Below are 25,813 nucleotides of genomic sequence, written 5' to 3' on the forward strand. Positions count from 1 at the left end.
CGGGAGCAATCATGTCTGCTTCCTGAACTTTCTTCTGACAGACCAATGGATGCCAGTAATGATTAGCGGCGTGCTGTACGCCCTGTTAGCAGGGTTGATGTGGGGGCTTATTTTTGTCGGGCCGTTGATCGTACCGGAATACCCGGCGATGTTGCAGTCGATGGGGCGTTATCTGGCGTTAGGGTTAATTGCGCTGCCCATTGCCTGGCTGGGACGCGTGCGTCTGCGTCAGTTGGCGCGTCGCGACTGGCTTACCGCCTTGATGCTCACCATGATGGGCAACCTTATCTATTACTTCTGCCTTGCAAGTGCCATTCAACGTACTGGCGCGCCTGTTTCCACGATGATTATCGGCACCCTGCCGGTGGTGATTCCCGTTTTTGCCAATCTGCTTTATAGCCAGCGCGACGGCAAACTCGCATGGGGAAAACTCGCCCCGGCACTGGTTTGTATTGGCATCGGCCTGGCGTGTGTGAATATTGCTGAGTTAAACCACGGACTCCCCGATTTTGACTGGGCACGTTATACCTCAGGCATCGTGCTAGCGTTAGTTTCCGTGGTCTGCTGGGCATGGTATGCCCTGCGCAACGCCCGCTGGCTGCGGGAAAATCCCGACAAACATCCGATGATGTGGGCGACGGCGCAGGCGCTGGTCACGCTGCCGGTTTCTCTCATCGGCTATCTCGTCGCCTGTTACTGGCTGAATATGCAAACGCCGGACTTCTCCTTACCCTTTGGCCCCCGTCCGCTGGTGTTTATTAGTCTGATGGTTGCGATAGCCGTGCTTTGCTCATGGGTTGGCGCACTCTGCTGGAACGTCGCCAGCCAGCGATTACCGACAGTGATTCTCGGGCCGCTGATTGTTTTCGAAACGCTGGCAGGTTTGCTGTACACCTTTTTACTCCGCCAGCAAATGCCGCCGCTAATGACGCTGAGCGGTATCGCGCTGTTAGTGATTGGCGTGGTCATCGCGGTCAGAGCAAAACCAGAAAAACCTTTAACTGAATCTGTCTCAGAAAGTTGACACGCTGGCAGTGAGTTAAATAAGCCTCTGCTACGTAAGGGTTATAGCTTTTGCCTTAAAGATGCATTTAAAATGCATCTTATCTTATTAAGAATGAGGTATCAGCTATGGCTTATCGCGACCAACCTTTAGGTGAACTGGCGCTCTCTATTCCTCGCGCTTCGGCTCTGTTTCGTAAATATGATATGGATTACTGCTGTGGCGGTAAGCAGACGCTGGCGCGCGCGGCGGCACGTAAAGAACTGGATGTTGACGTCATTGAAGCCGAACTGGCAAAGCTTGCTGAACAACCGATTGAGAAAGACTGGCGTAGCGCCCCGCTGGCGGAAATCATCGACCACATTATTGTGCGCTATCACGATCGCCATCGCGAGCAGCTGCCGGAGCTGATCCTGCAAGCGACTAAAGTCGAGCGCGTTCACGCCGACAAACCAAGTGTGCCAAAAGGGCTGACAAAATACCTGACTATGCTGCATGAAGAGCTTTCCAGCCACATGATGAAAGAAGAGCAAATTCTCTTCCCGATGATTAAACAAGGCATGGGCAGCCAGGCAATGGGGCCAATCAGCGTAATGGAAAGCGAGCACGATGAAGCGGGCGAACTGCTGGAAGTGATCAAACACACCACCAATAACGTCACACCGCCGCCGGAAGCCTGCACCACCTGGAAAGCGATGTATAACGGCATTAATGAACTGATTGATGACCTGATGGAGCACATCAGTCTGGAAAACAATGTACTATTCCCGCGCGCGCTGGCGGGTGAGTGATCTAAAAGCTGGATGGCATTGCGCCATCCAGCATGATAATGCGATTATTTCCGCAGTTCAGCAGCCCGTTTCTTACCAATAAACAGCCAGCCCAGCCCCAGCGCGATAAACCACAGCGGGGTAACCAGCAGCGCCTGGCGGGTGTCATCTTCCAGTGTCAACAACACCAGAACAAACACAAAGAACGCCATACATACCCAGCACATCAGCTTGCCGAGTGGCATCTTGTAGATCGACTTCTCATGCAGATGAGGACGCTGTTTGCGATACACCAGGTACGAGCAAAGGATAATCGTCCAGACAAACATAAACAGAATCGCGGAAACGGTTGTAATCATCGTGAACGCGCCAATCACGCTGGGATTCACATACAACATCACCACGCCGCCGAGCAGACAGATACAAGAGAAGGTCAGCCCTTTCGCGGGTACTGCGCGCTTAGAGAGTTTAGCGAACGCTTTCGGTGCCACACCTTCCTGGGCCAGGCCAAACAGCATACGGCTGGTAGAGAAGACACCGCTGTTAGCGGAAGACGCCGCAGAGGTCAGCACCACAAAGTTGATCACGCTGGCAGCCGCAGGCAAACCTACCAACACAAACAGTTCAACGAACGGGCTTTTCTCCGGGACTACCGAACTCCACGGCGTCACGGACATAATCACAATCAGCGAGAAGACGTAGAACATAATGATACGGATCGGAATGGAGTTAATCGCGCGTGGCAGTGATTTCTCCGGATCTTTGGTTTCCGCAGCTGTTGTACCTACCAGCTCAATCCCCACGAAAGCGAAAACCGCTATCTGGAATCCGGCAAAGAAGCCGCTTAAGCCTTTCGGGAACCAGCCGCCGTCATTCCACAAATGTGCAAATGATGCTTCCACACCGGTCGGTGACTGAAAGTGCATCGCCACCATGACCAGGCCGACAACAATCAGCGACACGATGGCGACGATTTTGATCATCGCAAACCAGAACTCCATCTCACCGAACATTTTTACCGTGGCGAGGTTTAGAACCAGTAACAGAATGATCACGGATAACGAAGCAACCCAGTCAGAAAGCCCAGGGAACCAGAATTGCGCATAGGCGGTAATGGCAACCACGTCTGCCATACCGGTTACAACCCAGCAGAACCAGTAAGTCCAGCCGGTGAAATATCCTGCCCACGGCCCGAGTAAATCGGAAGCGAAGTCACTAAAAGATTTGTATTCCAGATTCGAAAGCAGCAATTCCCCCATTGCCCGCATCACGAAAAAGAGCATAAAACCGATGATCATATAAACGAAAATGATCGACGGCCCGGCAAGGCTAATCGTTTTGCCGGACCCCATAAACAGCCCTGTACCAATGGCACCGCCAATGGCAATAAGCTGAATATGTCGGTTTGTGAGATTGCGCCGTAGCGACTGTTCAGCCGGAGCCTGATCATCGGCAACGACTTTTACCTGATCTACCATGTTTTTTTTCTTCCTGTACCTGTCTGTGTTGTTCAGGCTCTACGGCCTTTAGTCAGTCTATGATACGACGAATCTGTATCGGGACTCATCGATATTAGGTAACAATACGCGGGATGAATACTAAGATTTAGATCTAATGTTAATTTTATGTTTAAAGTGAGTGTCATATCACGGTGATAACGCGAAACAGCTCACAAAAATACACGCTTACAGGGTCTTTGCAACATAAAATAGCGCCGTTTGGCAAACTGAAGGGTTTATTGCTGAATGCCTGCTCCCCTCTGGTTCGAGGGGAACAGAATGCGCTGCTTAGAGGATTTCCAGCAGTTCGACTTCAAACACCAGGGTGCTGAACGGAGGGATGGACGCGCCTGCGCCACGCTCGCCATATGCCAGTTCCTGCGGGATAGTCAGTTCCCATTTAGAACCTACTGGCATCAGAGTCAGTGCTTCAATCCAGCCAGGGATCACGCCGTTAACCGGGAATTCAGCTGGCTCGCCGCGAGCAACGGAGCTGTCAAACACGGTGCCGTCGATCAGTTTTCCGGTGTAATGAACACGAACGCGGTCGGTACGTGCCGGAATTGCGCCTTCGCCCTGGTTGATCACGCGGAATTGCAGGCCAGATTCGGTGCTATTTACACCTTCTTTTTTGGCGTTTTCTTCCAGGTATTTCACACCTTCAGCAGCCATCGTCTGGAAACGCTGACGACGAACGGCATCGGCGCGTTCGTGGATTTCACGCAGCGCGCGGTGCACCACATCAACCGGAACAGCCGGATGTTTGCCTTCCAGCGCATCGGCAATGCCTGCAACCAGTGCTTCTGGCAGCAGCCCTTCCAGGCCAGATTCACTCAGTTGTTGCCCTACCTGCAAACCAATGCCGTAGCTTGCTTGCGCTTCGATGGTGTCAAAAGTTGGGGTGGTCATCGTATTTCCTTTCTTAGGGTATAAAGTAGCGGGCAGCATATCAGCCACACTTCTTTGGGTAAAACTTTGTCGCGGGAATGATGACAAATCCCGGGGAAAAAGAAACAATAGCAATATCCCGTATGAATATAATAAAGGCGGGTTTACCACGGACATCATAGCGTTAGCTTATTCATAGGCTATGATTGAGGAACAAGACGCGGAGCAGGAGGAAACCATGCCCGGGCGCTTTGAACTAAAACCAACCCTGGAGAAAGTCTGGCACGCGCCGGACAATTTTCGCTTCATGGACCCGCTGCCGCCGATGCATCGTCGGGGGATCATTATTGCCGCCATTGTATTGGTAGTCGGATTTCTGCTTCCATCTGATGATACGCCCAACGCGCCGGTGGTGACGCGTGAAGCGCAGTTAGATATTCAGTCGCAATCACAACCACCGACAGAAGAACAGCTGCGGGCGCAATTAGTCACGCCACAAAATGATCCTGATCAGGTGGCTCCGGTCGCTCCAGAACCAATACAGGAAGGCCAACCAGAAGAGCAGCCGCAAACCACCCATACGCAACCATTCCAGCCAGATAGCGGAATTGATAATCAATGGCGCTCCTATCGTGTCGAACCCGGTAAAACGATGGCGCAGCTGTTCCGCGACCACGGACTGCCCGCTACCGATGTCTATGCCATGGCGCAGGTAGAAGGCGCGGATAAGCCACTGAGTAATTTGCAAAACGGGCAGATGGTGAAAATCCGCCAGAACGCCAGCGGCGTGGTGACGGGCTTAACCATTGATACGGGGAATAATCAACAGGTCCTGTTTACCCGCCAGCCGGATGGCAGTTTTATTCGCGCGCGGTAGATGAAGGGTCAACCAAAAGCCAGCTAAGGATTGTCTCTTTGATGACCTTACGTCTGGCTTCCAGTGCCTGGGGTGAAACCATACTGATGTGATAAACCAGGCCAAGCGTATGCTGGTTGATCAAATAATATCCCCCAAGCGCAGCAATATTAATATTCACCTGCAATGGGTCGATATCTGGCTTAAAAATATTTTGTTTCTTCCCTTCATCCAATAAGGATTCCATTAACTGCAAGTGCGCATGGTTAATTTCTAAAAGACGCTGTGATTTTGCATAATGCACACCCTTACTTTGATTTTCACTATGCACAATTTTTAAAAACCAGGGATTAGAAATATAATAATCCCATGTAAAATCGATTATTTTCTCAATGGCTTTCTGTGGCGGAAGATCTGAGAAATCAAGGGCCTTTTCTTTTTGTCGAATATCGTTCCAGGTATATTCCAGTACTTCGATAAATAAATTTTCTTTATTACCAAAGTGGTGATAAACCGTTTGTTTACTGCACCCCGCGGCCTTGACGATATTATCGACTCTGGCCCCTTCGTAACCATATTCGGCAAATTCATTAACCGCGCATAACAGCAGCTTTTCTTTCAGGCTCTGTACGTTGCTGGTATCAAGATACATAACGCTTCCCCACGACCTCTTCGTGGTGACTATCATAACCTGATTTGATTTCAGCTTCAGAAAAAAGGGCAAAAACTTGTACTTTCATCAGGTTATCAAATGTCCTGTGATCGCCATCGCATATCAACCAACTAGATGGTTGATCTTTTTATCCTCCAGTCGCAAGCTAATCATCACTAAGGAAACAAAATTCAAAAAAAGAGAGCTATTGTATGAAATCCACTCGTCCTGTTGCCGTGATTACCGGAGCCGCACGTGGTATTGGAAAGGGCTGTGCGCTGGAGCTTGCGCGTGGCGGATTTAATCTGCTGATTAATGATCGTCCGGATGCGGATAGCGTAGAAAAATTACATGCCACACAACAAGAATGTCTGGCGGAAGGCGTGGAAGTGATTTGCTTCCCTGCTGATGTGGGCGATCTCTCCCTGCATGAAGAGATGCTCGACGCAGCGCAAAACCAGTGGGGACGTCTGGACTGCCTGCTCAACAACGCAGGCATTTCAGTGAAAAAACGCGGTGACCTTCTCGACCTCGAACCAGACAGCTTCGACCAAAATATTGCCATTAACACCCGCGCACCGTTCTTCCTCGCTCAGGCATTCAGTAAGCGCTTACTGGCACAGCCGAAACCGGAAGCAGAACTGCCGCACCGCTCGATTATTTTCGTCAGTTCCATCAACGCCATCATGCTGGCGATGAATCGCGGCGAATATACCATTGCCAAAACTGCCGTCTCTGCCGCTGCTCGTCTGTTTGCTGCTCGCCTTTGTAATGAACAAATTGGCGTTTATGAAGTGCGTCCTGGTCTCATCAAAACCGATATGACTATTCCGGCAACGGCCTATTACGACGAACTGATTGCCAAAGGTCTGGTGCCGTGGGGACGTTGGGGTTATCCGGCTGATATTGCTTCCACTGTCCGCGCGATGGCGGAAGGTAAACTGATTTACACCTGTGGTCAGGCGGTCGCCATCGACGGCGGCTTAAGTATGCCGCGCTTCTGAGGCTGAATCATGAGAGATCTGTTACAACGCCCGGATTTATTCAGTATCAATACCGCGACACTGGGCTATAAAACGCCGCTGCCCGCCATTATTGATGCCTGCGCCGCACGCGGTATTGGCGCCATTGCCCCCTGGCGCAGGGAGTTGCAGGGTGAAGATCTCCAGCAAATCGCCCGCCAGCTTGCTGCCAGTAACATAAACGTTTCCGGTTTGTGCCGTAGCACCTACTACACCGCACCGACGCTGGCGGAGCGCAAACTGGCGATTGACGATAACCGCCGGGCGCTGGACGACGCCGCTGTACTGAACGCCGCCTGTTATATGCAGGTGGTTGGCGGTCTGCCAATGGGAACAAAAGATCTGTATGAAGCGCGGGAACAAGTGAAACAAGGGATTCGCCAGTTACTGCCACATTCGAAAGAGGTCGGCGTGCCGATTGCGCTGGAGCCGCTACACCCGATGACCGCAGCCGATCGTTCCTGTTTGTGCACGTTACGTCAGGCGCTGGACTGGTGTGATGAACTCGATCCCGATGGCGAATTTGGCCTCGGCGTGGCGGTAGATGTCTACCATGTCTGGTGGGACCCGGATCTCGCCAGTCAGATCCTGCGTGCCGGAAAACGCATCCTCGCGTTTCATGTTTCCGACTGGTTAGTGCCGACCACCGATCTGGTCAATGACCGTGGAATGCCGGGAGATGGTGTCATCAATATTCCGTCAATTCGTCGGCTGGTTGAAAACGCCGGATTTAATGGCGCTATTGAACTGGAAATATTCTCACCGTACTGGTGGCAGAAAGATATTAACAGCACGCTGGATATTAGCGTCGATCGCATCGCACATTATTGTTAAGGAATAATCATGAGTGACCAACCCGTTCTGTTCAGCAGAGCGGCGGCTTCTTGCCGCCTGACATTGAACCGTGAAGATAAATGTCATGCTATTAATGAAGAAATGATCGAATCTCTCGACCATTATTTAAATGAAATTGAAAATGACACGGCATTACGCTTAGTCGAATTAACGGCAACCGGCGATAAATTCTTTTGTGCGGGCGGCGATATTAAATCGTGGTCGGCCTATTCGCCATTAGATATGGGCAGAAAATGGATTAAACGCGGTAATGACGTTTTTAATCGCCTGCGCAACTTACCCCAATTAACCGTTGCGAATCTCAACGGTCATACCATCGGTGGCGGTATTGAACTTGCCTTGTGCTGTGATATTCGTATCGCTCGCCCCCACGCAAAATTCTCTAATCCTGAAGTGATGCTCGGCATGGTGCCTGGCTGGATGGGCATTGAACGCGTGCTTAATCAGGTTGGCCCGGTGGTCGGTCGCCAGATGCTGATGCTGGGTAAACGCCTGACGGCGCAGGAAGCTCAGGCGGCGAATTTAATTGATGAAGTGGTAGAAAAAGAACAGGTGGAAAGCTGGATGGCGAACCAGTTAGCGCAGCTGGAAAAATGTGGTCCGGTGGCACTGGCACATATTAAGCAACTGATTCTGGCGCTGGAAAATAAACACGCCGATTACTCCCACCAGTTACTGGCTGGATTAATGTCCGCCACTCAGGATTGCCAACAGGCGACGCACGCATTTGCCGAAAAAGCCGGCGTGAGCTTCCACAATCAATAAGGAAATTGTATGCGTAAGTTATCAACCGCCGAGACACTGGCGGCGCAAATTCAGGACGGCGCAACCATTGCCATTAGCGGTAACGGCGGCGGCATGGTGGAAGCTGACCATATTCTGGCCGCCATTGAAGCGCGCTTTCTGCAAACCGGACACCCGCGCGATCTGACATTAATCCACTCGCTGGGTATTGGCGATCGCGATAGCAAAGGCACTAACCGTTTTGCTCACGCCGAAATGCTCAAACGCATTATTGCCGGACATTTTACCTGGTCGCCCAAGATGCAGGAACTGGTGAAAAGCAATGCTATTGAAGCCTACTGTTTCCCTGGTGGCGTAATTCAGGCACTGCTGCGGGAGATCGGTGCCGGACGTCCGGGGCTTTTTACCCACGTTGGGCTGGGATCGTTTGTTGATCCACGCAATGGTGGCGGTAAGTCGAATGAATGCACTACCGACGACCTGGTAGAACTGATTGAAATCGACGGTGAGACCAAACTTCGTTATCGCCCTTTCAAAGTGGACTACGCGATTTTGCGCGGCACCTATGCCGATCCGCGTGGCAACGTCAGCCTCGAAGAAGAGGCGATTGATATGGATAGCTATTCGATGGCGCTGGCAGCACACAACAGCGGCGGCAAAGTGTTCGTACAGGTCCGCGATGTGCTGGAAGCAGGTACCATTGAACCACGTCGGGTCAAACTACCAGGAATTCTGGTCGATGGCATCGTTGAGCACCGCGAACAACCGCAAACCTATCTTGGCGGTTACGACCTGACCATCAGCGGTCAACATCGCCGTCTAAGTTCTAACGACGCTATTGAACTGGTTAGTCATCCGGTGCGTCGCCTGATTGCCCGTCGGGCAGCGCGGGAACTGGTGGCAGGCGCTTCAACCAACTTTGGCTTTGGTATTCCGGGCGGTATTCCTGGGGTTGCGCTGCGCGAAGGCGTGCCTTATCAAAGTTTGTGGCTGAGTGTAGAACAGGGTGTGCATAACGGCATGATGCTGGATGATGCTCTGTTCGGCTGCGCCCGTAACGCCGATGCCATTATTCCATCACTCGATCAATTTGAATTCTACAGTGGCGGCGGCATCGATATCACCTTCCTCGGCATGGGAGAGATGGATCAATACGGTAACGTCAACGTCTCCCATCTTAATGGCAATCTCATTGGCCCCGGCGGATTTCTCGAAATTGCACAAAACGCCCGTAAAGTGGTGTTTTGCGGTACGTTCGACGCCAAAGGCAGCAAGATTGATGTAACGCCAGATGGCTTGCATATCGCCCAGTCAGGTCAAATCCCTAAACTGGTTACCCTGGTGGAAAAAATCACCTTTAGCGCCGCATACGCACAGCAAAGCGGTCAGGAAGTGCTGTATATCACCGAACGTGCGGTATTCCAGTTAACGGCAGAAGGCGTTGAATTAATTGAGATCGCCCCTGGCGTAGAGATTGAGCGCGACATTCTGCCATTCATGGCCTTCCGTCCAATTATCAAGCACCCACGCCTGATGGAAAGTAGCCTGTTTACGCCGATGGAGGATGCATGAGCCAGCTTGATGAGGCCATCCTTGATGCACTGACACACGTTACTTTCCCAAAGGGTTTTGCACAGGCAGAACCCGCATGGGTTGTCACGGTAGACGGTGTTGATTACCCACTCTGGAAAACAGATGCCCTGGTAGTCGGCAGTGGTGCAGCAGGGCTACGTGCAGCTGTGGAACTTAAACGCCGCCAGCAAAATGTGTTAATCGCCACCGCCGGGTTATATATGGGGACGTCGGCATGTTCTGGCTCTGATAAACAAACACTGTTTACCGCCGCTACCGCGGGCAACGGCGACAACTTCACCAAACTGGCAGAGGCACTGGCGAGCGGTGGGGCGATGGATCACGACACCGCTTATGTCGAAGCGGTAGGTTCTCTGCACACTCTTGGCGGGTTGCAATATCTTGGTCTGGAATTACCGGAAGATCGCTATGGCGCGATTCTTCGTTATCAAACCGACCATGACGAAGCCGGGCGTGCAACCTCGTGTGGGCCGCGTACCTCAAGGTTAATGGTGAAAGTGCTGCTGGAAGAAGTACAGCGTCTTGCTATCCCAATGTTGGCCAGTGCAACAGTGATTAAACTGCTGCATCAGCGTGACGAAAACGGTGAAGACCGTGTGGCGGGGGCAATCCTCGCGACCGGTCATCGCGCCCATAACCCATGGGGGCTGGCAATTGTGACTGCGCCCAATGTGGTACTGGCAACAGGAGGGCCTGGCGAGCTTTATCGCGACAGTGTGTATCCACACAAATGTTTCGGCTCGCTGGGGCTGGCGCTGGAGGAAGGTCTGACGTTAACGAATCTGACTGAAAGCCAGTTTGGTATAGGCACACCGCGCAGCACGTTTCCGTGGAATTTGTCCGGCACCTATGTACAGGTGATCCCATATATCTATTCCGTGGATGCCGGGGGCAACGAGTATAACTTCCTCGCGGATTACTATCGCACCACCCAGGAGCTGGCTTCAAACATTTTCCGTAAAGGCTATCAGTGGCCGTTCCACGCCACGCGGGTAATGGATTTTGGCTCCAGCTTGTTAGATATGGCAGTAGCGCAAGAGCAGCAACATGGTCGTCAGGTATTTATGGATTTCAATCGTAATCCAGAACCTGTGCCGGGTGACCTACCGTTCTCATTAGATCGACTGGACGACGACGTTCGCGCGTATCTGGAAAATAACGACGCTCTGGCACCATCGCCCATCGAACGCCTGCAACAAATGAATCCTCTGTCTATCTCGCTGTATAAGATGCACGGTTACGATCTCATCACGCAGCCATTGCAGTTTGCCATGAATAATCAGCACATGAATGGCGGCATTGAAGTCGATATCTGGGGACAAACATCTCTGCCCGGTTGTTTTGCGGTGGGGGAAGTTGCTGGCACACACGGCGTCACCCGACCTGGCGGCGCGGCGTTGAATGCCGGGCAGGTTTTTGCTGTTCGTCTGGCGCGCTTTATTGGTTGCACGCAAAAGCGGAATATTGATGGAGATATTGCACAGCTGGCAGCTCCGGCACTGGCTTCTATAAGAGAGATCATTACTCAGGCGCACGATAACGGGTCCGGGATGCCGTTGTCGGTTGTGAGAGAAAAAATTCAGGCACGAATGTCTGACTATGCGGGATTTATTTGCCATGCCGATAAAGTCCGACGTGCCACTCGTGATGCCCTGCTATTGAACGAATTTGTCCAACGACATGGATTGGCAATCAAACATGTGGGTGAAGTTGCCGAGCTGTTTATGTGGCGGCATATGACGCTGACTTCTGCCGCGGTATTAACACAATTAACGCATTATATTGATGCTGGTGGTGGTAGCCGTGGGGCGCGTATGGTTATTGATCCACAAGGCAAATGCCTACCACAAACTCGTCGCGGCGCAAAAGAAGAATGGCGTTTTCGCTCTGAACTCGCTGAAGACAAAAATCACAAATTAACAATTCAATATTCGCAAGGTTCTTTTATTACCGAAGTAAAGTCTTTACGTATGCAACCGTGTATTAACGGTATTTACTTTGAAAAAAACTGGCCAGACTTTTTAAAGGGAGACATTTACACACAATAATTTCCAATATTTCCTCTGTACCTGATTTTTATTGCCTATTACATGGAAATACCAACAACCAGGGTTTATTAATATAATTAAAAGGTTTAAAAATGAATAAAATAAAGAATTATCGATGGCATATGATTGCCCTCGTATGCTTTATCACTGTAATCAATTATCTGGACAGAACGGCGTTAGGTATTGCGGCTCCAACGATTATGGAGACAACCGGAATAACCAAAGAACAATATTCATGGATTGTCAGTGCATTCCAGTTGGCCTATACATTGGGGCAACCGATAATGGGCTTCTTTATTGATACCGTGGGTCTGAAGTTAAGTTTTGCGATATGTGCCGCAATCTGGGGCCTGGCGACAATGGGGCATGCCTTGACAGGAACATGGTCAGGTCTGGCATTTATGCGCGCCCTGATGGGTTTCAGCGAAGCATCGGCAATTCCTGCGGGTGTAAAAACCGCATCAACATGGTTCCCGGCAAAAGAGCGTGGCGTGGCGACAGGTGTTTTCAATATGGGCACCTCACTCGGCGCGATGCTTGCTCCACCGTTGATTGCCTGGTGCATTATGTTTCATAGCTGGCAATTTGCGTTTATTGTCTCAGGTAGCCTTGCTTTACTCGCGGCTTTATTTTGGTTCTTTTGTTATAAAGATCCAAAAGATGCTAAACGCCTTTCTGATGAAGAGCGCCACTATATTGAGTCTGGGCAAGAACAGCATCTTAAAACAGATAAGAAAGAAAAAACGTCAATCAAGCATATCCTCAGCCAACGTAATTTCTGGGGGATTGGCATCGCGCGTTTTCTCGCTGACCCGGCATGGGGAACCATTAACTTCTGGGTACCGATTTTCTTCGTCGAAACGCTGCATTTTAGCCTGAAAGAAATTGCCATGTTCGTCTGGCTACCTTTCCTGCTGGGCGATCTCGGCTGTTTAGCCAGTGGTTTTGTCGCGAAGTTCTTCCACGATCGCGGCGTGAGTTTAATTAACTCACGAAGAATTACCTTCACTATTGCAGCCGTCATTATGATGACGATTGGTCTGGTGAGTATTGTCGAAAATCCCTACATCGCCGTATTACTGATTAGCATTGGCGCATTCTCGCATCAATGTCTTTCTACTGTTGCAGCAACTCTGGGCGGTGACCTATTCAAAAAAGACGAAGTAGCTACCGCTGTGGGTATGGCAGGAGCCTGTGCATGGAGCGGTCAGTTGATTTTCAACCTGTTTATCGGGGCATTCGTTCACATTATTGGCTTCGCGCCGTTCTTTATTGCCCTGGCTTTCTTTGACATTATTGGCGCCATTGCGCTGTGGATGCTTATCAAAGTTAAAGACGAAGAACCACAAGTACAGTTAGCGACAAGCTAATTATTTTACATAGAAACGCTATAATTTAGCTTTGTAGCGTTTCTATTTTTCTCATAAATTAAACGTCTCTTCCAAAACGTTCAGTATCTACTGGCATTGCTTCGCAAATTTATGATTTAGCGAATATATCAAAATAACTATTCTAAATTGCCCCCCTGAACGCCTCTGCCATTAACTCTTGCTCACGACCAGGTAATCGAAGACGCTCGGCAATGATTCGCCACTGACTGACAATCCCTCTAAAATTAGCAATAATGTCATCTGCTTCTGTCAAACCAAGTCGAAAATACTCCGCAACTTCTCGAGCTAATTCCAAATCAAGTGCATTATCATTTTCTGTAATATTGAGTTTTAGACCGTCAGACCTGGCAACAGGATTCAAATCATATGCCTCAGAAAGCCGCCAACCTTTTCCCGGTATCAAGATATATCCATGATTACGTAAATGGTCATCGGTATTAGAAACAAGAATATTAAAAACAATCCTGGACCAGAGTTCCTTAAGGTCAGTATTAGTCTGCGCTCCATGTCTGATAAGAACATCTGCTAATTCCAGATAACTCACACCTGTAGAGGCATCTTCACCATCCTGATGCCTGGTTAGTGTCATAGCCGAAGCAAAATGCAGACGCCTTCCCGCATTAGTGCGGTCAAAACGACGAACCATAAAACAATGGTAATTGCTGGCAAATTTATGCGCCTGAGCAGGTGCAACATTCAGTCCACAGCCAACAGCAAGTGCATTAACGACCATTTCCCATCCACCAACATCATACTCATCTTTTACACTGGGAAATTTAGCGATGTAGAGATGCCCAGCTTCATCAACAACACTGGTTTTCGGACGTGCCCCCCCCTAATGATCCCCCCGGAGCGATTAGCATTCTTAACCATTTTTGCCCCATTAGCTCTTTATTATCAGGATCTTCTTCAATTGCCCGGCTAGCCCTTTCCAGACTCGCTATTTCGGTAAATGGTGGGGCTGCAACATCAATGCGATTATCAAGAAACTCTCCAGCGTCTTCACGTTTGTATCGAAGAGCCCCAACCCGATAAAGATCATGAACACCTAGTAGATAATCAGACTCATAAAGGTGGGAGTCTTTATCACATAACCCGTCTCGAATATCCCTCTCAAAACGACGCTTCATTAGCATACGCCCCCAACGATCCGGGCAGGAATCACTAAATGCACCAAATTTATCCTTTGGAGGAATTGGGTACTGTGCTCCCTCATACAACATTATTTCAGGATCTAACTGAATGAAATTAAGTGAAGGATCTGCAAGCGCCTTTTTATCGTACTCAAACTCAAATATCTCACGCGTCCGAGTGCGGCGACTGTGTAAATAACCAATCCGCTCCGGACCATCCAGGCCTTCCCAATCCGCATACACTCCGATTAATGCCATAATTAATTTCCTTTTAACGGTTTTTTTATCGGTTTTAATAGTGCTGCAAGAGAGGTTGATGTTTCTCCTGTAATAGATGGCGTCGAGCCTTCTGCCAGTGCTGTTAAATCCGTGGTGAGATGACCTTCTTTCTCGTGCCTCATCTGCAATGAGGCTGTCTGAGAACCTTCTTCATTCTTACTTGATGCACGAGAAAGCCCTCTTTTTTTAATCAAACGGGAATCCTGGAGCTGACGCCCTAAGTCGTCTTCAGCTGCAAGCTTATTTAAATCCGTTTCCAGGCCCAAAACCTGCATCACAGACAAATATGCCCCTATCGTGACCCCTGCACTTCCTGACTCCAGAGAGCGCAATGTTATTGGCGACATCCCAGCACGTTCAGCAACTTGCTTTGCGGTAAGCCTGCGTCGTAAACGAGCAAGTTTCAGCCGCTCACCAAATTCACTAAGCATCTGATTCGTATAAGGGAGTAACGGTGCTGTTTTTTTACCCATAGTGATAATATTTTATCTTTTTATGGCTATGATAGCCATAATATTAGCATTTATTGGATTGAACGCACCTGCAAAGCGTTCAAGATTACGAAAGTGATGATATTTTATCTTTTTATATATAAAAACAATAAAATAACAGCACATTCATATATAACATATTGTTTTTATTATCATACAAGTGAGACGATCGCTGTATTGATGCTTTTGTCGTGTTTTACGCGTAAAAAACATGACACGAACTACCAGCGGCGAGGCTGGGGGCCAGGTATGGGTACTGCGAACTTTTTATAAAAGGAATAGCAAGAGATTTATGGAGGGAACGTCTATTTCTGCGGTTTTTATCGCTTAAAAGCAAAACGCCGACCACTGGTCGGCGTTTTTACGTCTCGTTGAATAACGAATTATTCAGCTACTACGTTTACGATCACTTTCGCGAATACTTCGCTGTGAACCTGGAAGCTCACTTCGTGTTCGCCAGTGGTACGCAGAACGCCGTTCGGCAGACGAACTTCGCTCTTAGCCACTTCAACGCCAGCTGCAGTTACAGCGTCAGCGATGTCGCGAGTACCGATGGAACCGAACAGTTTACCTTCGTCGCCAGCTTTAGACGCGATGGTAACAGTTTCCAGTGCATTGATTTTCTCAGCGCGAGCATTAGCTGCTGCCAGAACTTCAGCCAGTTTAGCTTCCAGTTCAGCGCGACGTGCTTCGAAGAATTCAATGTTTTTCTTGGTAGCTGGAACAGCTTTACCCTGCGGTACCAGGAAGTTACGAGCATAGCCCGCTTTAACGTTTACCTGATCACCCAGGCTACCCAGGTTTGCTACTTTATCAAGCAGAATAACTTGCATTACCTTATCCTCTCAAAGTCGTATTAATGGACCGTGACCGATTACTGATGGCGATCAGTGTACGGCAGCAGGGACAGGTAGCGAGCGCGTTTGATAGCGCGAGCCAGCTGACGCTGGTATTTTGCACGGGTACCGGTGATACGGCTTGGGACAATCTTACCGCTTTCGGTGATGTAGTTTTTCAGCGTAGCGATATCTTTATAGTCGATCTCTTGAACGCCTTCCGCGGTGAAACGGCAGAACTTGCGACGACGGAAATAACGTGCCATATGGCTAGTCTCCAGAATCTATCAATTCAATCTGCTCGGCATGCAAAACCATTTTGCTCAGTCCGTTCTTTGCCTTATGGCATGAAATGAACCCCTGAACGGTTATGCGACTGCCGACCGTTATACTGTGAGTAATGGCCTGGTTTTCGTGTCCGCTAACAATAACGGGCATTTGGCACCACGCCTGCCGGTGAAAGCCGGCTTCCTCCTGCACAGAACGATGCTCAAGCACGAACTGGCAGTGAGGAATTCCTGATGGACTGACCTTTCGAAGGGGAGTCCTGCACACGGTGCCGGACAACACCAGACGGTTGGTCATCAGAAATTACTCTTCAGAATCCCCAGCTTCAGCATCATCAGCGGTTTCGTTTGCGAAATCATCGCGACGCTCACGGCGCTCGTCTTTCGCTTTAACCATCGGAGATGCTTCGGTAACAGCGTGCTTGGTACGCATAACCATGCTGCGGATAACGGCATCGTTGAAGCGGAAGGTAGTTTCCAGCTCATCGATCACTTCCTGCGGAGCTTCAACGTTCATCAGAACGTAGTGTGCTTTGTGCAGTTTGTTGATCGGGTAAGCCAGCTGACGGCGGCCCCAGTCTTCCAGACGGTGGATCTTGCCTTCTGCACCAGTGATGGCAGCAGTGTAGCGCTCGATCATGCCCGGAACCTGTTCGCTCTGGTCAGGATGGACCATAAAAACGATTTCGTAATGACGCATCGAATTGCTCCTTACGGATTATTCAGCCTCCTGTCTGGGTCAGCCGAATCCCGGGGAGGCAAGGAACGTGTTAAAGGTCGGCTGAAAAATGACGCGTTATAGTACTGACATACCCCGCAAAACTCAAGGGCAGAGCCGAAATAAATCTCCCCTTTCGCAAATAACCTCTAAACCGCTGATTTGGAGTTCATCACACTTCGTCATGGTGTTTTTTTGAACAACTGCATCAGAAATGGTCACCATCAACTTCTTTATCATTGATTAAAATTAAATCAGAAGATCACCACAAGAGGAGAGCACACAAAGTCAGCCGTCGAGGAGGTATCTATGTTCAGTCGCGTTTTAGCCCTTCTGGCTGTGCTTTTGCTAAGTGCAAATACATGGGCAGCCATTGAAATTAATAACCACCAGGCCAGAAATATGGACGATGTGCAAAGCTTAGGCGTGATTTATATCAATCATAACTTCGCCACTGAGAGTGAAGCACGTCAGGCATTAAATGAAGAGACAGATGCGCAAGGCGCAACGTACTACCATGTGATTCTGATGCGGGAACCGGGGAGTAACGGCAATATGCACGTCAGCGCGGATATTTATCGCTAGCACCAGGTATAACCAACGAAACATTGCCATAGTTTGCTTTGCCCCCTTCGCAGGGGGCTTTTTTTGAAAAACGGCTGCGGAATTAGACCAGTTATCTCCCGAAGAAGGAAATTTCCGCAGCGCGTGTTTTACTTCTGCCCGTAATAAGCGTTGGGACCGTGCTTACGCATGAAGTGTTTATTCATCAGGAAGCTGTCGATGTGATTCAGTTGTGGGTTAATACTACGCGCAATCCACGCCATTTTCGCCACTTCTTCCATCACCACCGCGTTATGCACCGCGTCGTGGGCATCTTTCCCCCAGGCGAACGGTCCGTGCTGATACACCACAATTCCCGGCGTATGCAGCGGCTCGGCGTCACCCAGCGTTTCGATAATTACTTTGCCGGTATTCAGTTCGTACTCACCCTGCACCTCTTCTTCGCTTAATCCGCGCGTGCACGGGATGTCGCCAAAGAAGTAATCGGCGTGCGTGGTGCCTAACGCCGGGATCGCCAGCCCCGCCTGCGCCCATGCGGTGGCATGAGTGGAGTGGGTATGGACAATACCACCAAGCGACGGATAACGACGGTAGAGTTCAAGATGCGTCGCGGTGTCAGAAGACGGGCGATACTCCCCTTCCACTACCTTGCCGCTCATATCGACCACCACCATATCGTCTGCTTTCATGGTTTCGTAGGCGACGCCGCTGGGCTTGATCACCACCAGCCCGCGTTCGCGGTCGATGGCGCTGACGTTGCCCCAGGTAAAGGTCACCAGCCCGTAGCGCGGCAGATCCATGTTGGCTTCAAATACCTGCTGTTTCAGCTTTTGCATTATGCCGCCTCCACCATGCCAGCTTTGGCCATGCGCGCTTTCACCCAATCACGCGCTTTCGCCACTTCCGCCGCCGGGTCTTCCGCCGTTTCGCTCCACATCTCAATCAGGTACGGCCCGCAATAGCCACTCTGTTTGAGCGTTTCGAAGCAACGTTCAAAATCCACTACGCCTTCGCCAAACGGCACGTTTTTGAAGACGCCTGGTTTGGTGTCTTTCACATGCACCGCGACGATATGCCCGATTCCGGCCTGCAATTCCATCTGCACGTCGTTGTCCCACGCCGACAGGTTGCCGATATCCGGGTAGAGCTGGAACCATGGGTTGTTGAGATAGTGCGCGTAACCCAACGCCTTACTGATGGAGTTCATCAACGGGTAATCCATGATCTCCATCGCCAGCGTCACCTGCGCGCGGCTTGCCATCTCAACGCTCTCTTTCAGGCCGTCACGGAAACGACGACGCGTTTCGTTATTGGCTTCCTGATAGTAAACGTCATAGCCCGCCAGTTGGATCACGCGAATGCCGACGTCCTGGGCGAACTGGATAGCTTTGCGCATAATCTCCAGCCCCTGCGCCCGTACCGCGTCATCTTCGCTGCCCAGCGGGAAACGACGATGAGCAGAAAGGCACATGGACGGCACGCGCACGCCAGTTTCAACAATCGCATTCACCAGCGCCAGACGCTGCTCGCGGCTCCAGTCGAGGCGCGACAGGCGATCGTCAGTTTCATCTACCGACATCTCGACAAAATCGAAGCCTAACGTTTTTGCCAGTTGCAGCCGTTCCAGCCAGCACTCCCCGGCGGGGAGCGCTTTTTCATAGATGCCAAGCGGAATTTGTTTGGACAACATATCCGCTCCTTAGCCCCACAGTTCGGCGATGGAACGTTTGAACTGACGCGCGGCTTCAACCGGAGAAGCGGCATCACGGATGCTGCGACCAGCGATAAACACATGAATCGGAATGCCTTTGAACAGCGGCAGATCTTCCAGCGCCAGGCCACCAGTAACGGTGACTTTGAAGCCCATATCGGAAAGACGTTTGATCGCGGTAATGTCAGCTTCGCCCCACGCCACGCCTGCGGCCTGTGCGTCACGGCTGCGGTGATAAACCACCTGCTGAATGCCTGCATCGCGCCACTGTTGCGCCTGTTCCCAGGTCCAGTAACCGGTCAGTTCGATCTGCACGTCGCCGTTAAACTCTTTTGCCACGTCCAGCGCACCTTTGGCGGTGTTGATATCCGCACAGCAAATCACGGTCACCCAGTCAGCGTTAGCTTCGAAGCACATACGAGAAAGGATTTTGCCCGCATCGGCAATTTTGGCGTCTGCCAGTACGATTTTGTGCGGGTAAAGCGCTTTCAGGTCACGAACCGCACGCACGCCTTCGCCCACGCACAGAATGGTGCCCACTTCGATAATGTCGACTTCTTCGGCAATCAGGCGAGTGGTTTCGTAGGCGCTATCCATAGTCTGGTTGTCCAGCGCGACTTGCAACATTGGTAATGACATCTTCAATTCCTTCTTAAGCTGCCGCGTTGGTGCGGTCAATTAAATCCAGTACTTCCTGCTCGGTACGGCAGGCGCGTAAACGGTCGAAATTCTCTTCATCTTCAAACAGGTTAACGATCTGCATGATGCCCACTTCCTGGTGAGTGTTGGCATCGACCGCCGCCATGGTGATGAGGATATCCACCGGATCGTTATCTTCGTGGTTGAACTCCAGCGGCTTTTTCAGCGTTACCAGAGAGAAACCGGTTTTCTTAACGCCCTCTTCCGGACGCCCGTGCGGCATCGCCAGTCCCGGTGCGATAACGAAATAAGGACCAAACTGTTCAACGCCATCCAGAATCGCCTGGTAGTAACGCGGCTCTACCACATCTGCCGCTACCAGCAGGTCAACACCGATTTTCACCGCTTCCTGCCAGGTATTTGCTTCGGCCTGCAGGCGGATAGATTTATTTTCCGCCAGCGAATCACGTAATTTCATGGCGCGTCCTTACTTCACATCCTGCGGGAAATGCGCTTTGATCACTTCCAGCAGTTTCGGGCCAAAGTCAGCAGGAGAGAGCATGTTGCGCACGCCAACCACATATTTGTTGCCGGTCACGGTGATTTCGCCCGCAATGTGCGTAGAAGCGATGATGATATCCGCGCCGCTCAACTCGCTTTTGTATTCGCCAACCGCGCAGCTATTTACCGTGTGGTCAATGTTTGATTGGGTTAAAAACTGGTCCACTTTCATCTTCATGATCATGGAACTGCCTTGTCCGTTGCCACACACAGCCAGAATACGTACGGTCATAATCAAAACTCCTTATTAAGCAGACTGTTCTGCCAGTTGTTTTTCTGCATCTTCTTCTGCACGCAGTGCGCGGCCAGCGAAGAACATATAAGCCAGTGCAATGACAATGATGACGGCCATAAAGGCGATACCGATGGAGAAGAAGCCCTGCATCATCGGCGGTGCCAGAATCGACCAGTCCGCCATGCCCATCCAGGCGCTCATACCGGTGAGTTTCACCGCCCAGACGCAACCAAAGATTTCGATCATCCCCATCACCAGGCAAATCTTCAGCGCCGCGCGCCAGCCGCCGAAGTGGTTAGCGAACACGCCGATAGTGGCGTTGGAGAAGAACATCGGGATAAAGCCTGGAATAATCAGGATTGAAGAGCCACAGGCGACCAGGATGCCAACCGCAATCAGTTGCCCGATGGTGCCCCACATAAAACCCCAGACCACGGCGTTCGGCGCGAAGCTATAAATAGCCGCACAGTCAATCGCCAGAACCGCACCCGGGATCAGGCGCTGGGAGATACCGTTGAATGCTTCAGAGAGCTCCGCCACAAACATGCGCACGCCCTGAGTGATGATGAAAATCGCCACCGCAAAGGAGAAACCGGTTTGCAGGATGTACACCGTCCAGTTCACTTTGCCTGCCATCGCCTGCACGGTGTCGATACCAAAGGAGAGCAGAATGGCACCAAAGAAGATAGTCATGACAATCGCCGTGGAGACGATGTTGTCGTGGAAAATATTCAGCCAGCCTGGCAGTTTGAGGTCTTCAACGCTTTCCTCTTTTTTGCCGAGGAACGGCGCAACTTTATAGGCAATCCATGATGCAAACTGTTGCTGGTGACCAATGGAGAAACCACAGCCGTCGGTCACTTCCTGTGTCGGCTTGTACATCATGTTGGAGGTAATGCCCCAGTAGAGCGAAACCAGAATCGCGGTGCAGATAATGGTCGTCCACATGGAGTAGCCGAAGATAAACAGCGTAACGGCAATCAGCCCCGCCTGCTGGAACATGATGTGACCAGTCAGCATGATGGTACGAATACCGGTAATGCGACGCAGCAGCACGTAACAGATGTTCAGCGCCAGCGCTAACAACACCGCGTAACCCACCCAGCTATAGGCATCGCCCATGCGTTCAATGGTTGCCATCATCGACGCGTAAGTATCGGAAATTGCGCCGTTAATGCCGTAGACTTCGGACATTTTCGCCACCACCGGTTTGAAGGTGCTGGTCAGGATGCCGGACCCTGCCTGCAACAACATGAAACCAATTATGGTTTTAATCGTACCTTTAATAATAACGCTGACACTTTTGCGCAGTAGGATGTAACCCAGACAGGTCACAATACCCAGCAACAACGGGGCATTGGTCATGACCTGGTTAAAAAACACGGTAAAGATGTTGTAGAGGATCTCCATAACGATCTCCTGAAGAAGAGGTAACCGGGTATTTCGTACACCCGGAATGTTGTGCTCTCACTCTAATTTTCAAAAGTAATCACAACAAGATTATTTATGATTAAATGTGACGTCGCACGCAAATAATTCCATATAAACAGAATGGGATTCACATAATGAAATATTTATTCATTTAAATTCATTTAGTTAATTGCATTACACATTCAATTTAATCTTTCCACACTCAAAATCCACAATAACTCTCCTGCTAAAAAGTCAAAAAATGGTCATTGCCTTCCTGAAAAAATAGTGTCAGGATTAATCAAAACCAATCACATATTGATTCGAATTGAACTATCACGAAGGTAAATGGCGATGAGTAAAGTGAAAAGTATCACCCGTGAGTCCTGGATCCTGAGCACTTTCCCGGAGTGGGGTAGCTGGCTGAATGAAGAAATTGAGCAAGAGCAGGTCGCACCTGGCACTTTCGCAATGTGGTGGCTCGGCTGTACCGGGATCTGGTTGAAATCAGAAGGCGGTGCCAACGTTTGTGTTGATTTTTGGTGCGGTACTGGCAAACAAAGCCACGGTAACCCGTTAATGAAACAGGGTCACCAGATGCAGCGCATGGCTGGCGTGAAAAAACTGCAGCCAAACCTGCGCACCACCCCGTTTGTTCTTGATCCGTTTGCGATTCGCCAGATCGACGCGGTACTGGCGACTCACGATCACAACGATCATATCGACGTTAACGTCGCTGCTGCCGTGATGCAGAACTGTGCTGATGACGTACCGTTCATTGGACCGAAAACCTGCGTTGATTTGTGGATTGGCTGGGGCGTACCGAAAGAGCGTTGCATCGTCGTTAAACCGGGCGACGTAGTGAAGGTAAAAGACATTGAAATTCATGCACTTGACGCTTTCGACCGCACGGCACTGATCACCCTGCCTGCCGATCAAAAAGCAGCTGGCGTACTGCCGGACGGCATGGACGATCGCGCGGTGAACTATCTGTTCAAAACCCCAGGCGGTACCCTGTATCACAGCGGCGATTCCCACTACTCTAACTACTATGCAAAACATGGTAATGAGCATCAGATCGACGTGGCTTTAGGTTCATACGGCGAAAACCCACGCGGTATTACCGACAAAATGACCAGTGCTGATATCTTGCGTATGGGCGAAGCGCTGAATGCGAAAGTAGTGATCCCGTTCCACCACGATATCTGGTCAAACTTCCAGGCCGATCCGCAAGAGATCCGCGTGCTGTGGGAGATGAAAAAAGATCGCCTGAAGTATGGCTTCAAGCCGTTTATCTGGCAGGTCGGCGGCAAATTTACCTGGCCGCTGGATAAAGACAACTTCGAGTACCACTATCCGCGTGGTTTCGATGATTGCTTCACTATTGAACCAGATCTGCCGTTCAAGTCGTTCCTGTAATCTGTCGCTTGTACCGGATAGCGTGGAGATGCTCGCGCTATCCGGCATAGTATTTCCTGGCTATTTCAAATATCATCTAAAAAAATCAAATTTTATCGGAATAGCTCATGACTGAAGCACAAAGACATCAAATCCTCCTGGAAATGCTCGCACAATTGGGCTTTGTGACCGTTGAGAAAGTCGTTGAGCGTCTGGGAATTTCGCCCGCCACTGCACGACGCGATATCAATAAACTTGACGAAAGCGGCAAACTGAAAAAAGTGCGCAATGGCGCAGAAGCTATTACCCAACAGCGCCCGCGCTGGACGCCGATGAATCTGCATCAAGCGCAGAATCACGATGAAAAAGTACGTATTGCTAAAGCGGCCTCGCAGCTGGTTAATCCGGGCGAAAGCGTAGTCATCAACTGCGGCTCCACCGCGTTTCTGCTTGGGCGGGAAATGTGTGGCAAGCCAGTGCAAATCATCACTAATTATCTACCGCTGGCAAATTACCTGATCGATCAGGAGCATGACAGCGTGATCATTATGGGCGGACAGTACAACAAAAGTCAGTCCATCACTTTAAGCCCGCAAGGCAGCGAAAACAGTCTCTATGCCGGGCACTGGATGTTTACCAGCGGCAAAGGACTGACAGCAGAAGGGTTGTATAAAACCGATATGCTGACGGCAATGGCAGAGCAGAAGATGCTGAGCGTGGTAGGGAAACTGGTGGTACTGGTTGATAGCAGTAAGATTGGCGAACGCGCGGGAATGCTTTTTAGCCGTGCCGATCAAATCGATATGCTGATCACCGGCAAAAATGCTAACCCGGAAATCCTGCAACAGCTGGAAGCGCAAGGGGTCAGCATTCTGCGTGTTTAAAGATGCTGGAGGAAAAATGTCACGGCAGCATCTAACGCCTCAGGCGTAATGCGGTGACGCACGCCTGGCTGCCATGAACAGGTTAGCAGTTTATCCCGCCCCGTCTCGCTTAAGGCCTGCTGCAAACGTAGTGATTCGTCGGCAGGCACGACGTCATCGTCAAGGCCATGCCACAGCAGTAGAGGTCTGTCACCAAGTTGTTCCAGGTGGTTTGTCGCTTCCCACTCTGCCAGCGGCGCGACAATGTTATTGAATTCATTCTGCTGTGCTGCCGTTTCAGGTATCAGCGGTGGAAACAGTGAACGGGCGAGCGATGTAAAATAGCCCGATCCCATCATGCTGGCGGTACATTTTATCGTGGGGTGGCGAGCGGTAATTCCCAGTGCCGTCATCGCGCCCATCGACGCGCCACCGACTGCCAGACGGTCATCACGCAGCCAGTTTTCTTCGGCTATTGCCGCACGTAAGGTAGTGAATTCCTGCATACTTTGTAGCAAGATTTGCCAGAATTGATTTAACCGCCGCGCTGCGTCGCCACTAAAACGGCTACCGTGATCGGGCGCATCCGGCATGATCACCCGCAAACCAGCCTGCGCCAGCGCAACGGCAAAATAGCTATACACCAGACTGGACGAAGTAAAGCCGTGATAAAAAATCACACACGGTAACGGGGTATCTTTTTGCCCGACAGGATAAGCATGAAGAACGGGAATATCTGCCAGCTCGCGTGATTCTATTTCAATCATCTGTCTCTCCTTTTTGTCTGGTATGACATGAAGAAATCCTTAGCACAAGTTTCTGCTGGCGGTATTAGTTCATAATGTTGAGATGTGGGTTACGCTTTCGTCACGTTTTCATTCGAAAATCGCGTACCAGGTAACAATTCGGGAACATTCCCCCAAAGTTAAATTAATAAGGCACTACACTATGGTTAGCAGGAAACGTAATAGCGTTATTTACCGGTTTGCCAGTTTATTATTGGTGTTGATGTTAAGTGCCTGTAGCGCACTGCAAGGTACGCCACAGCCAGCACCGCCAGTAACGGACCATCCGCAAGAGATTCGCCGCGACCAGACGCAAGGGTTACAGCGAATAGGTAGCGTAAGCACGATGGTTCGGGGTTCTCCGGATGACGCATTAGCAGAAATCAGAGCGAAAGCTGTCGCTGCAAAAGCTGATTATTACGTTGTCGTCATGGTGGACGAAACCATCGTGACAGGACAGTGGTATTCACAAGCCATTTTGTACCGTAAATAAATCAGACAACTTACATAGTCAGCTTTACATTGCTTTGCGTCCCTATGCGTTTACCTGTGCACAATAAATTACCGGCTGGAAGCTCGGGC

Annotated in this window: 28 protein-coding genes and 1 pseudogene; 13 read left to right on the plus strand and 16 right to left on the minus strand. The window is 50.3% G+C overall.

All coding sequences use genetic code 11. The features are described from left to right. Window positions 1–58 precede the first annotated feature (58 nt). Both HBM92_RS21650 and ytfE read left to right on the plus strand, forming a co-directional pair. Window positions 59–1,024, plus strand: a complete 966-nt coding sequence (locus HBM92_RS21650) for a DMT family transporter (protein ID WP_001304672.1) — start codon at window positions 59–61, stop codon at window positions 1,022–1,024. Window positions 1,025–1,131: 107 nt separating this feature from the next. Next, window positions 1,132–1,794 carry an iron-sulfur cluster repair protein YtfE gene (gene ytfE / locus HBM92_RS21655; protein ID WP_000331451.1) on the plus strand — a complete coding sequence of 221 codons (663 nt, stop codon included), beginning with the start codon at window positions 1,132–1,134 and terminating at the stop codon, window positions 1,792–1,794. 44 nt (window positions 1,795–1,838) lie between these two features. On the opposite strand, the gene cycA is transcribed toward ytfE, so the two are convergent. Beyond that, a complete protein-coding gene (gene cycA, locus HBM92_RS21660; RefSeq protein ID WP_000228366.1) occupies window positions 1,839–3,251 on the minus strand; it encodes a D-serine/D-alanine/glycine transporter in 1,413 nt (470 codons plus the stop codon). Between the two features lie 309 nt (window positions 3,252–3,560). Beyond that, window positions 3,561–4,181, minus strand: coding sequence for an FKBP-type peptidyl-prolyl cis-trans isomerase (gene fklB / locus HBM92_RS21665; RefSeq protein WP_000211229.1), 621 nt, complete (start codon window positions 4,179–4,181; stop codon window positions 3,561–3,563). Between the two features lie 217 nt (window positions 4,182–4,398). Here fklB and ytfB point away from each other — a divergent pair, with 217 nt between their 5' ends. Next, window positions 4,399–5,037: a cell division protein YtfB gene (gene ytfB, locus HBM92_RS21670; protein ID WP_001119474.1), complete on the plus strand. Its 639-nt coding sequence runs from the start codon at window positions 4,399–4,401 to the stop codon at window positions 5,035–5,037. On the opposite strand, the gene HBM92_RS21675 is transcribed toward ytfB, so the two are convergent. Next, a complete protein-coding gene (locus HBM92_RS21675) occupies window positions 5,021–5,668 on the minus strand; it encodes a TetR/AcrR family transcriptional regulator (protein WP_001298021.1) in 648 nt (215 codons plus the stop codon). The genes ytfB and HBM92_RS21675 overlap by 17 nt on opposite strands. 212 nt (window positions 5,669–5,880) lie before the next feature. Here HBM92_RS21675 and HBM92_RS21680 point away from each other — a divergent pair, with 212 nt between their 5' ends. The 6 genes from HBM92_RS21680 to HBM92_RS21705 all read left to right on the plus strand — a co-directional run bounded on the left by HBM92_RS21680 (window position 5,881) and on the right by HBM92_RS21705 (window position 13,300). Further along, a complete protein-coding gene (locus HBM92_RS21680) occupies window positions 5,881–6,672 on the plus strand; it encodes a 3-ketoacyl-ACP reductase (RefSeq protein WP_000843394.1) in 792 nt (263 codons plus the stop codon). Between the two features lie 9 nt (window positions 6,673–6,681). Beyond that, entirely contained in the window at window positions 6,682–7,524 is an 843-nt protein-coding gene (locus tag HBM92_RS21685) for a sugar phosphate isomerase/epimerase family protein (RefSeq protein WP_001205231.1), read from the plus strand. Between the two features lie 9 nt (window positions 7,525–7,533). Next, window positions 7,534–8,310 (plus strand): enoyl-CoA hydratase/isomerase family protein, encoded by a 777-nt coding sequence (locus HBM92_RS21690; protein WP_001283534.1) that lies wholly within the window; start codon window positions 7,534–7,536, stop codon window positions 8,308–8,310. Between the two features lie 9 nt (window positions 8,311–8,319). Beyond that, window positions 8,320–9,861, plus strand: a complete 1,542-nt coding sequence (locus tag HBM92_RS21695) for an acyl CoA:acetate/3-ketoacid CoA transferase (protein ID WP_001228952.1) — start codon at window positions 8,320–8,322, stop codon at window positions 9,859–9,861. After that, on the plus strand, window positions 9,858–11,930 hold the full coding sequence (locus HBM92_RS21700; protein WP_000080379.1) for an FAD-binding protein: 2,073 nt from the start codon (window positions 9,858–9,860) through the stop codon (window positions 11,928–11,930). Before HBM92_RS21695 ends, HBM92_RS21700 begins: the two co-directional genes overlap by 4 nt. A gap of 92 nt (window positions 11,931–12,022) precedes the next feature. Further along, entirely contained in the window at window positions 12,023–13,300 is a 1,278-nt protein-coding gene (locus HBM92_RS21705; RefSeq protein WP_001033605.1) for an MFS transporter, read from the plus strand. Between the two features lie 142 nt (window positions 13,301–13,442). Here HBM92_RS21705 and HBM92_RS25750 read toward each other — a convergent pair. The 6 genes and pseudogenes from HBM92_RS25750 to rpsF form a co-directional block, all read right to left on the minus strand. After that, a pseudogene (locus HBM92_RS25750) lies at window positions 13,443–14,712 on the minus strand (type II toxin-antitoxin system HipA family toxin). A gap of 2 nt (window positions 14,713–14,714) precedes the next feature. After that, window positions 14,715–15,206 carry a helix-turn-helix domain-containing protein gene (locus HBM92_RS21720; protein WP_000516891.1) on the minus strand — a complete coding sequence of 164 codons (492 nt, stop codon included), beginning with the start codon at window positions 15,204–15,206 and terminating at the stop codon, window positions 14,715–14,717. Window positions 15,207–15,607: 401 nt separating this feature from the next. Then, entirely contained in the window at window positions 15,608–16,057 is a 450-nt protein-coding gene (gene rplI / locus HBM92_RS21725) for a 50S ribosomal protein L9 (RefSeq protein ID WP_001196062.1), read from the minus strand. A 41-nt stretch (window positions 16,058–16,098) separates the two neighbouring features. Continuing rightward, window positions 16,099–16,326 carry a 30S ribosomal protein S18 gene (rpsR, locus tag HBM92_RS21730; protein WP_000135199.1) on the minus strand — a complete coding sequence of 76 codons (228 nt, stop codon included), beginning with the start codon at window positions 16,324–16,326 and terminating at the stop codon, window positions 16,099–16,101. 4 nt (window positions 16,327–16,330) lie between these two features. Continuing rightward, window positions 16,331–16,645 (minus strand): primosomal replication protein N, encoded by a 315-nt coding sequence (gene priB, locus HBM92_RS21735; protein WP_001296681.1) that lies wholly within the window; start codon window positions 16,643–16,645, stop codon window positions 16,331–16,333. Between the two features lie 6 nt (window positions 16,646–16,651). Beyond that, window positions 16,652–17,047: a 30S ribosomal protein S6 gene (rpsF, locus tag HBM92_RS21740; RefSeq protein ID WP_001216676.1), complete on the minus strand. Its 396-nt coding sequence runs from the start codon at window positions 17,045–17,047 to the stop codon at window positions 16,652–16,654. A 327-nt stretch (window positions 17,048–17,374) separates the two neighbouring features. Here rpsF and yjfY point away from each other — a divergent pair, with 327 nt between their 5' ends. Beyond that, the gene (gene yjfY, locus HBM92_RS21745) at window positions 17,375–17,650 is read left to right on the plus strand and encodes a DUF1471 family protein YjfY (protein WP_000492915.1); all 276 of its coding nucleotides are present in this window, start codon (window positions 17,375–17,377) and stop codon (window positions 17,648–17,650) included. Between the two features lie 128 nt (window positions 17,651–17,778). Here yjfY and ulaF read toward each other — a convergent pair whose 3' ends face one another. The 6 genes from ulaF to ulaA are packed head-to-tail and all read right to left on the minus strand — an operon-like array spanning window position 17,779 to window position 22,185. Then, the gene (gene ulaF, locus HBM92_RS21750) at window positions 17,779–18,465 is read right to left on the minus strand and encodes an L-ribulose-5-phosphate 4-epimerase UlaF (RefSeq protein WP_001170805.1); all 687 of its coding nucleotides are present in this window, start codon (window positions 18,463–18,465) and stop codon (window positions 17,779–17,781) included. Continuing rightward, complete coding sequence (gene ulaE, locus HBM92_RS21755) at window positions 18,465–19,319, minus strand: L-ribulose-5-phosphate 3-epimerase UlaE (protein ID WP_000949498.1); 855 nt, start codon at window positions 19,317–19,319, stop codon at window positions 18,465–18,467. The genes ulaF and ulaE overlap by 1 nt, the downstream gene beginning before the upstream one ends. A gap of 9 nt (window positions 19,320–19,328) precedes the next feature. Then, a complete protein-coding gene (ulaD, locus tag HBM92_RS21760) occupies window positions 19,329–19,979 on the minus strand; it encodes a 3-keto-L-gulonate-6-phosphate decarboxylase UlaD (RefSeq protein WP_000056760.1) in 651 nt (216 codons plus the stop codon). Window positions 19,980–19,992: 13 nt separating this feature from the next. After that, window positions 19,993–20,457, minus strand: coding sequence for a PTS ascorbate transporter subunit IIA (gene ulaC / locus HBM92_RS21765; RefSeq protein WP_000776521.1), 465 nt, complete (start codon window positions 20,455–20,457; stop codon window positions 19,993–19,995). A 9-nt stretch (window positions 20,458–20,466) separates the two neighbouring features. Further along, window positions 20,467–20,772, minus strand: a complete 306-nt coding sequence (gene ulaB / locus HBM92_RS21770) for a PTS ascorbate transporter subunit IIB (RefSeq protein ID WP_000218360.1) — start codon at window positions 20,770–20,772, stop codon at window positions 20,467–20,469. A 15-nt stretch (window positions 20,773–20,787) separates the two neighbouring features. Beyond that, the gene (ulaA, locus tag HBM92_RS21775) at window positions 20,788–22,185 is read right to left on the minus strand and encodes a PTS ascorbate transporter subunit IIC (protein ID WP_000404886.1); all 1,398 of its coding nucleotides are present in this window, start codon (window positions 22,183–22,185) and stop codon (window positions 20,788–20,790) included. A 354-nt stretch (window positions 22,186–22,539) separates the two neighbouring features. Here ulaA and ulaG point away from each other — a divergent pair, with 354 nt between their 5' ends. Next, window positions 22,540–23,604, plus strand: coding sequence for an L-ascorbate 6-phosphate lactonase (gene ulaG / locus HBM92_RS21780; protein ID WP_001350385.1), 1,065 nt, complete (start codon window positions 22,540–22,542; stop codon window positions 23,602–23,604). A gap of 107 nt (window positions 23,605–23,711) precedes the next feature. Beyond that, entirely contained in the window at window positions 23,712–24,467 is a 756-nt protein-coding gene (gene ulaR, locus HBM92_RS21785) for an HTH-type transcriptional regulator UlaR (protein WP_000133631.1), read from the plus strand. Here ulaR and yjfP read toward each other — a convergent pair. Continuing rightward, window positions 24,464–25,213 (minus strand): esterase, encoded by a 750-nt coding sequence (gene yjfP / locus HBM92_RS21790; protein ID WP_000569711.1) that lies wholly within the window; start codon window positions 25,211–25,213, stop codon window positions 24,464–24,466. The two genes, ulaR and yjfP, sit on opposite strands and share 4 nt — an antisense overlap. Before the next feature lie 181 nt (window positions 25,214–25,394). Between yjfP and bsmA the strand changes: the two genes are divergently transcribed. After that, window positions 25,395–25,724 (plus strand): biofilm peroxide resistance protein BsmA, encoded by a 330-nt coding sequence (gene bsmA, locus HBM92_RS21795; protein WP_000254636.1) that lies wholly within the window; start codon window positions 25,395–25,397, stop codon window positions 25,722–25,724. Window positions 25,725–25,813: the final 89 nt, after the last annotated feature.

Origin of the sequence: Escherichia sp. E.sYA108, from assembly GCF_011754335.1 — a bacterium.
GTDB classification, from domain to species: Bacteria; Pseudomonadota; Gammaproteobacteria; order Enterobacterales; family Enterobacteriaceae; genus Escherichia; species Escherichia coli.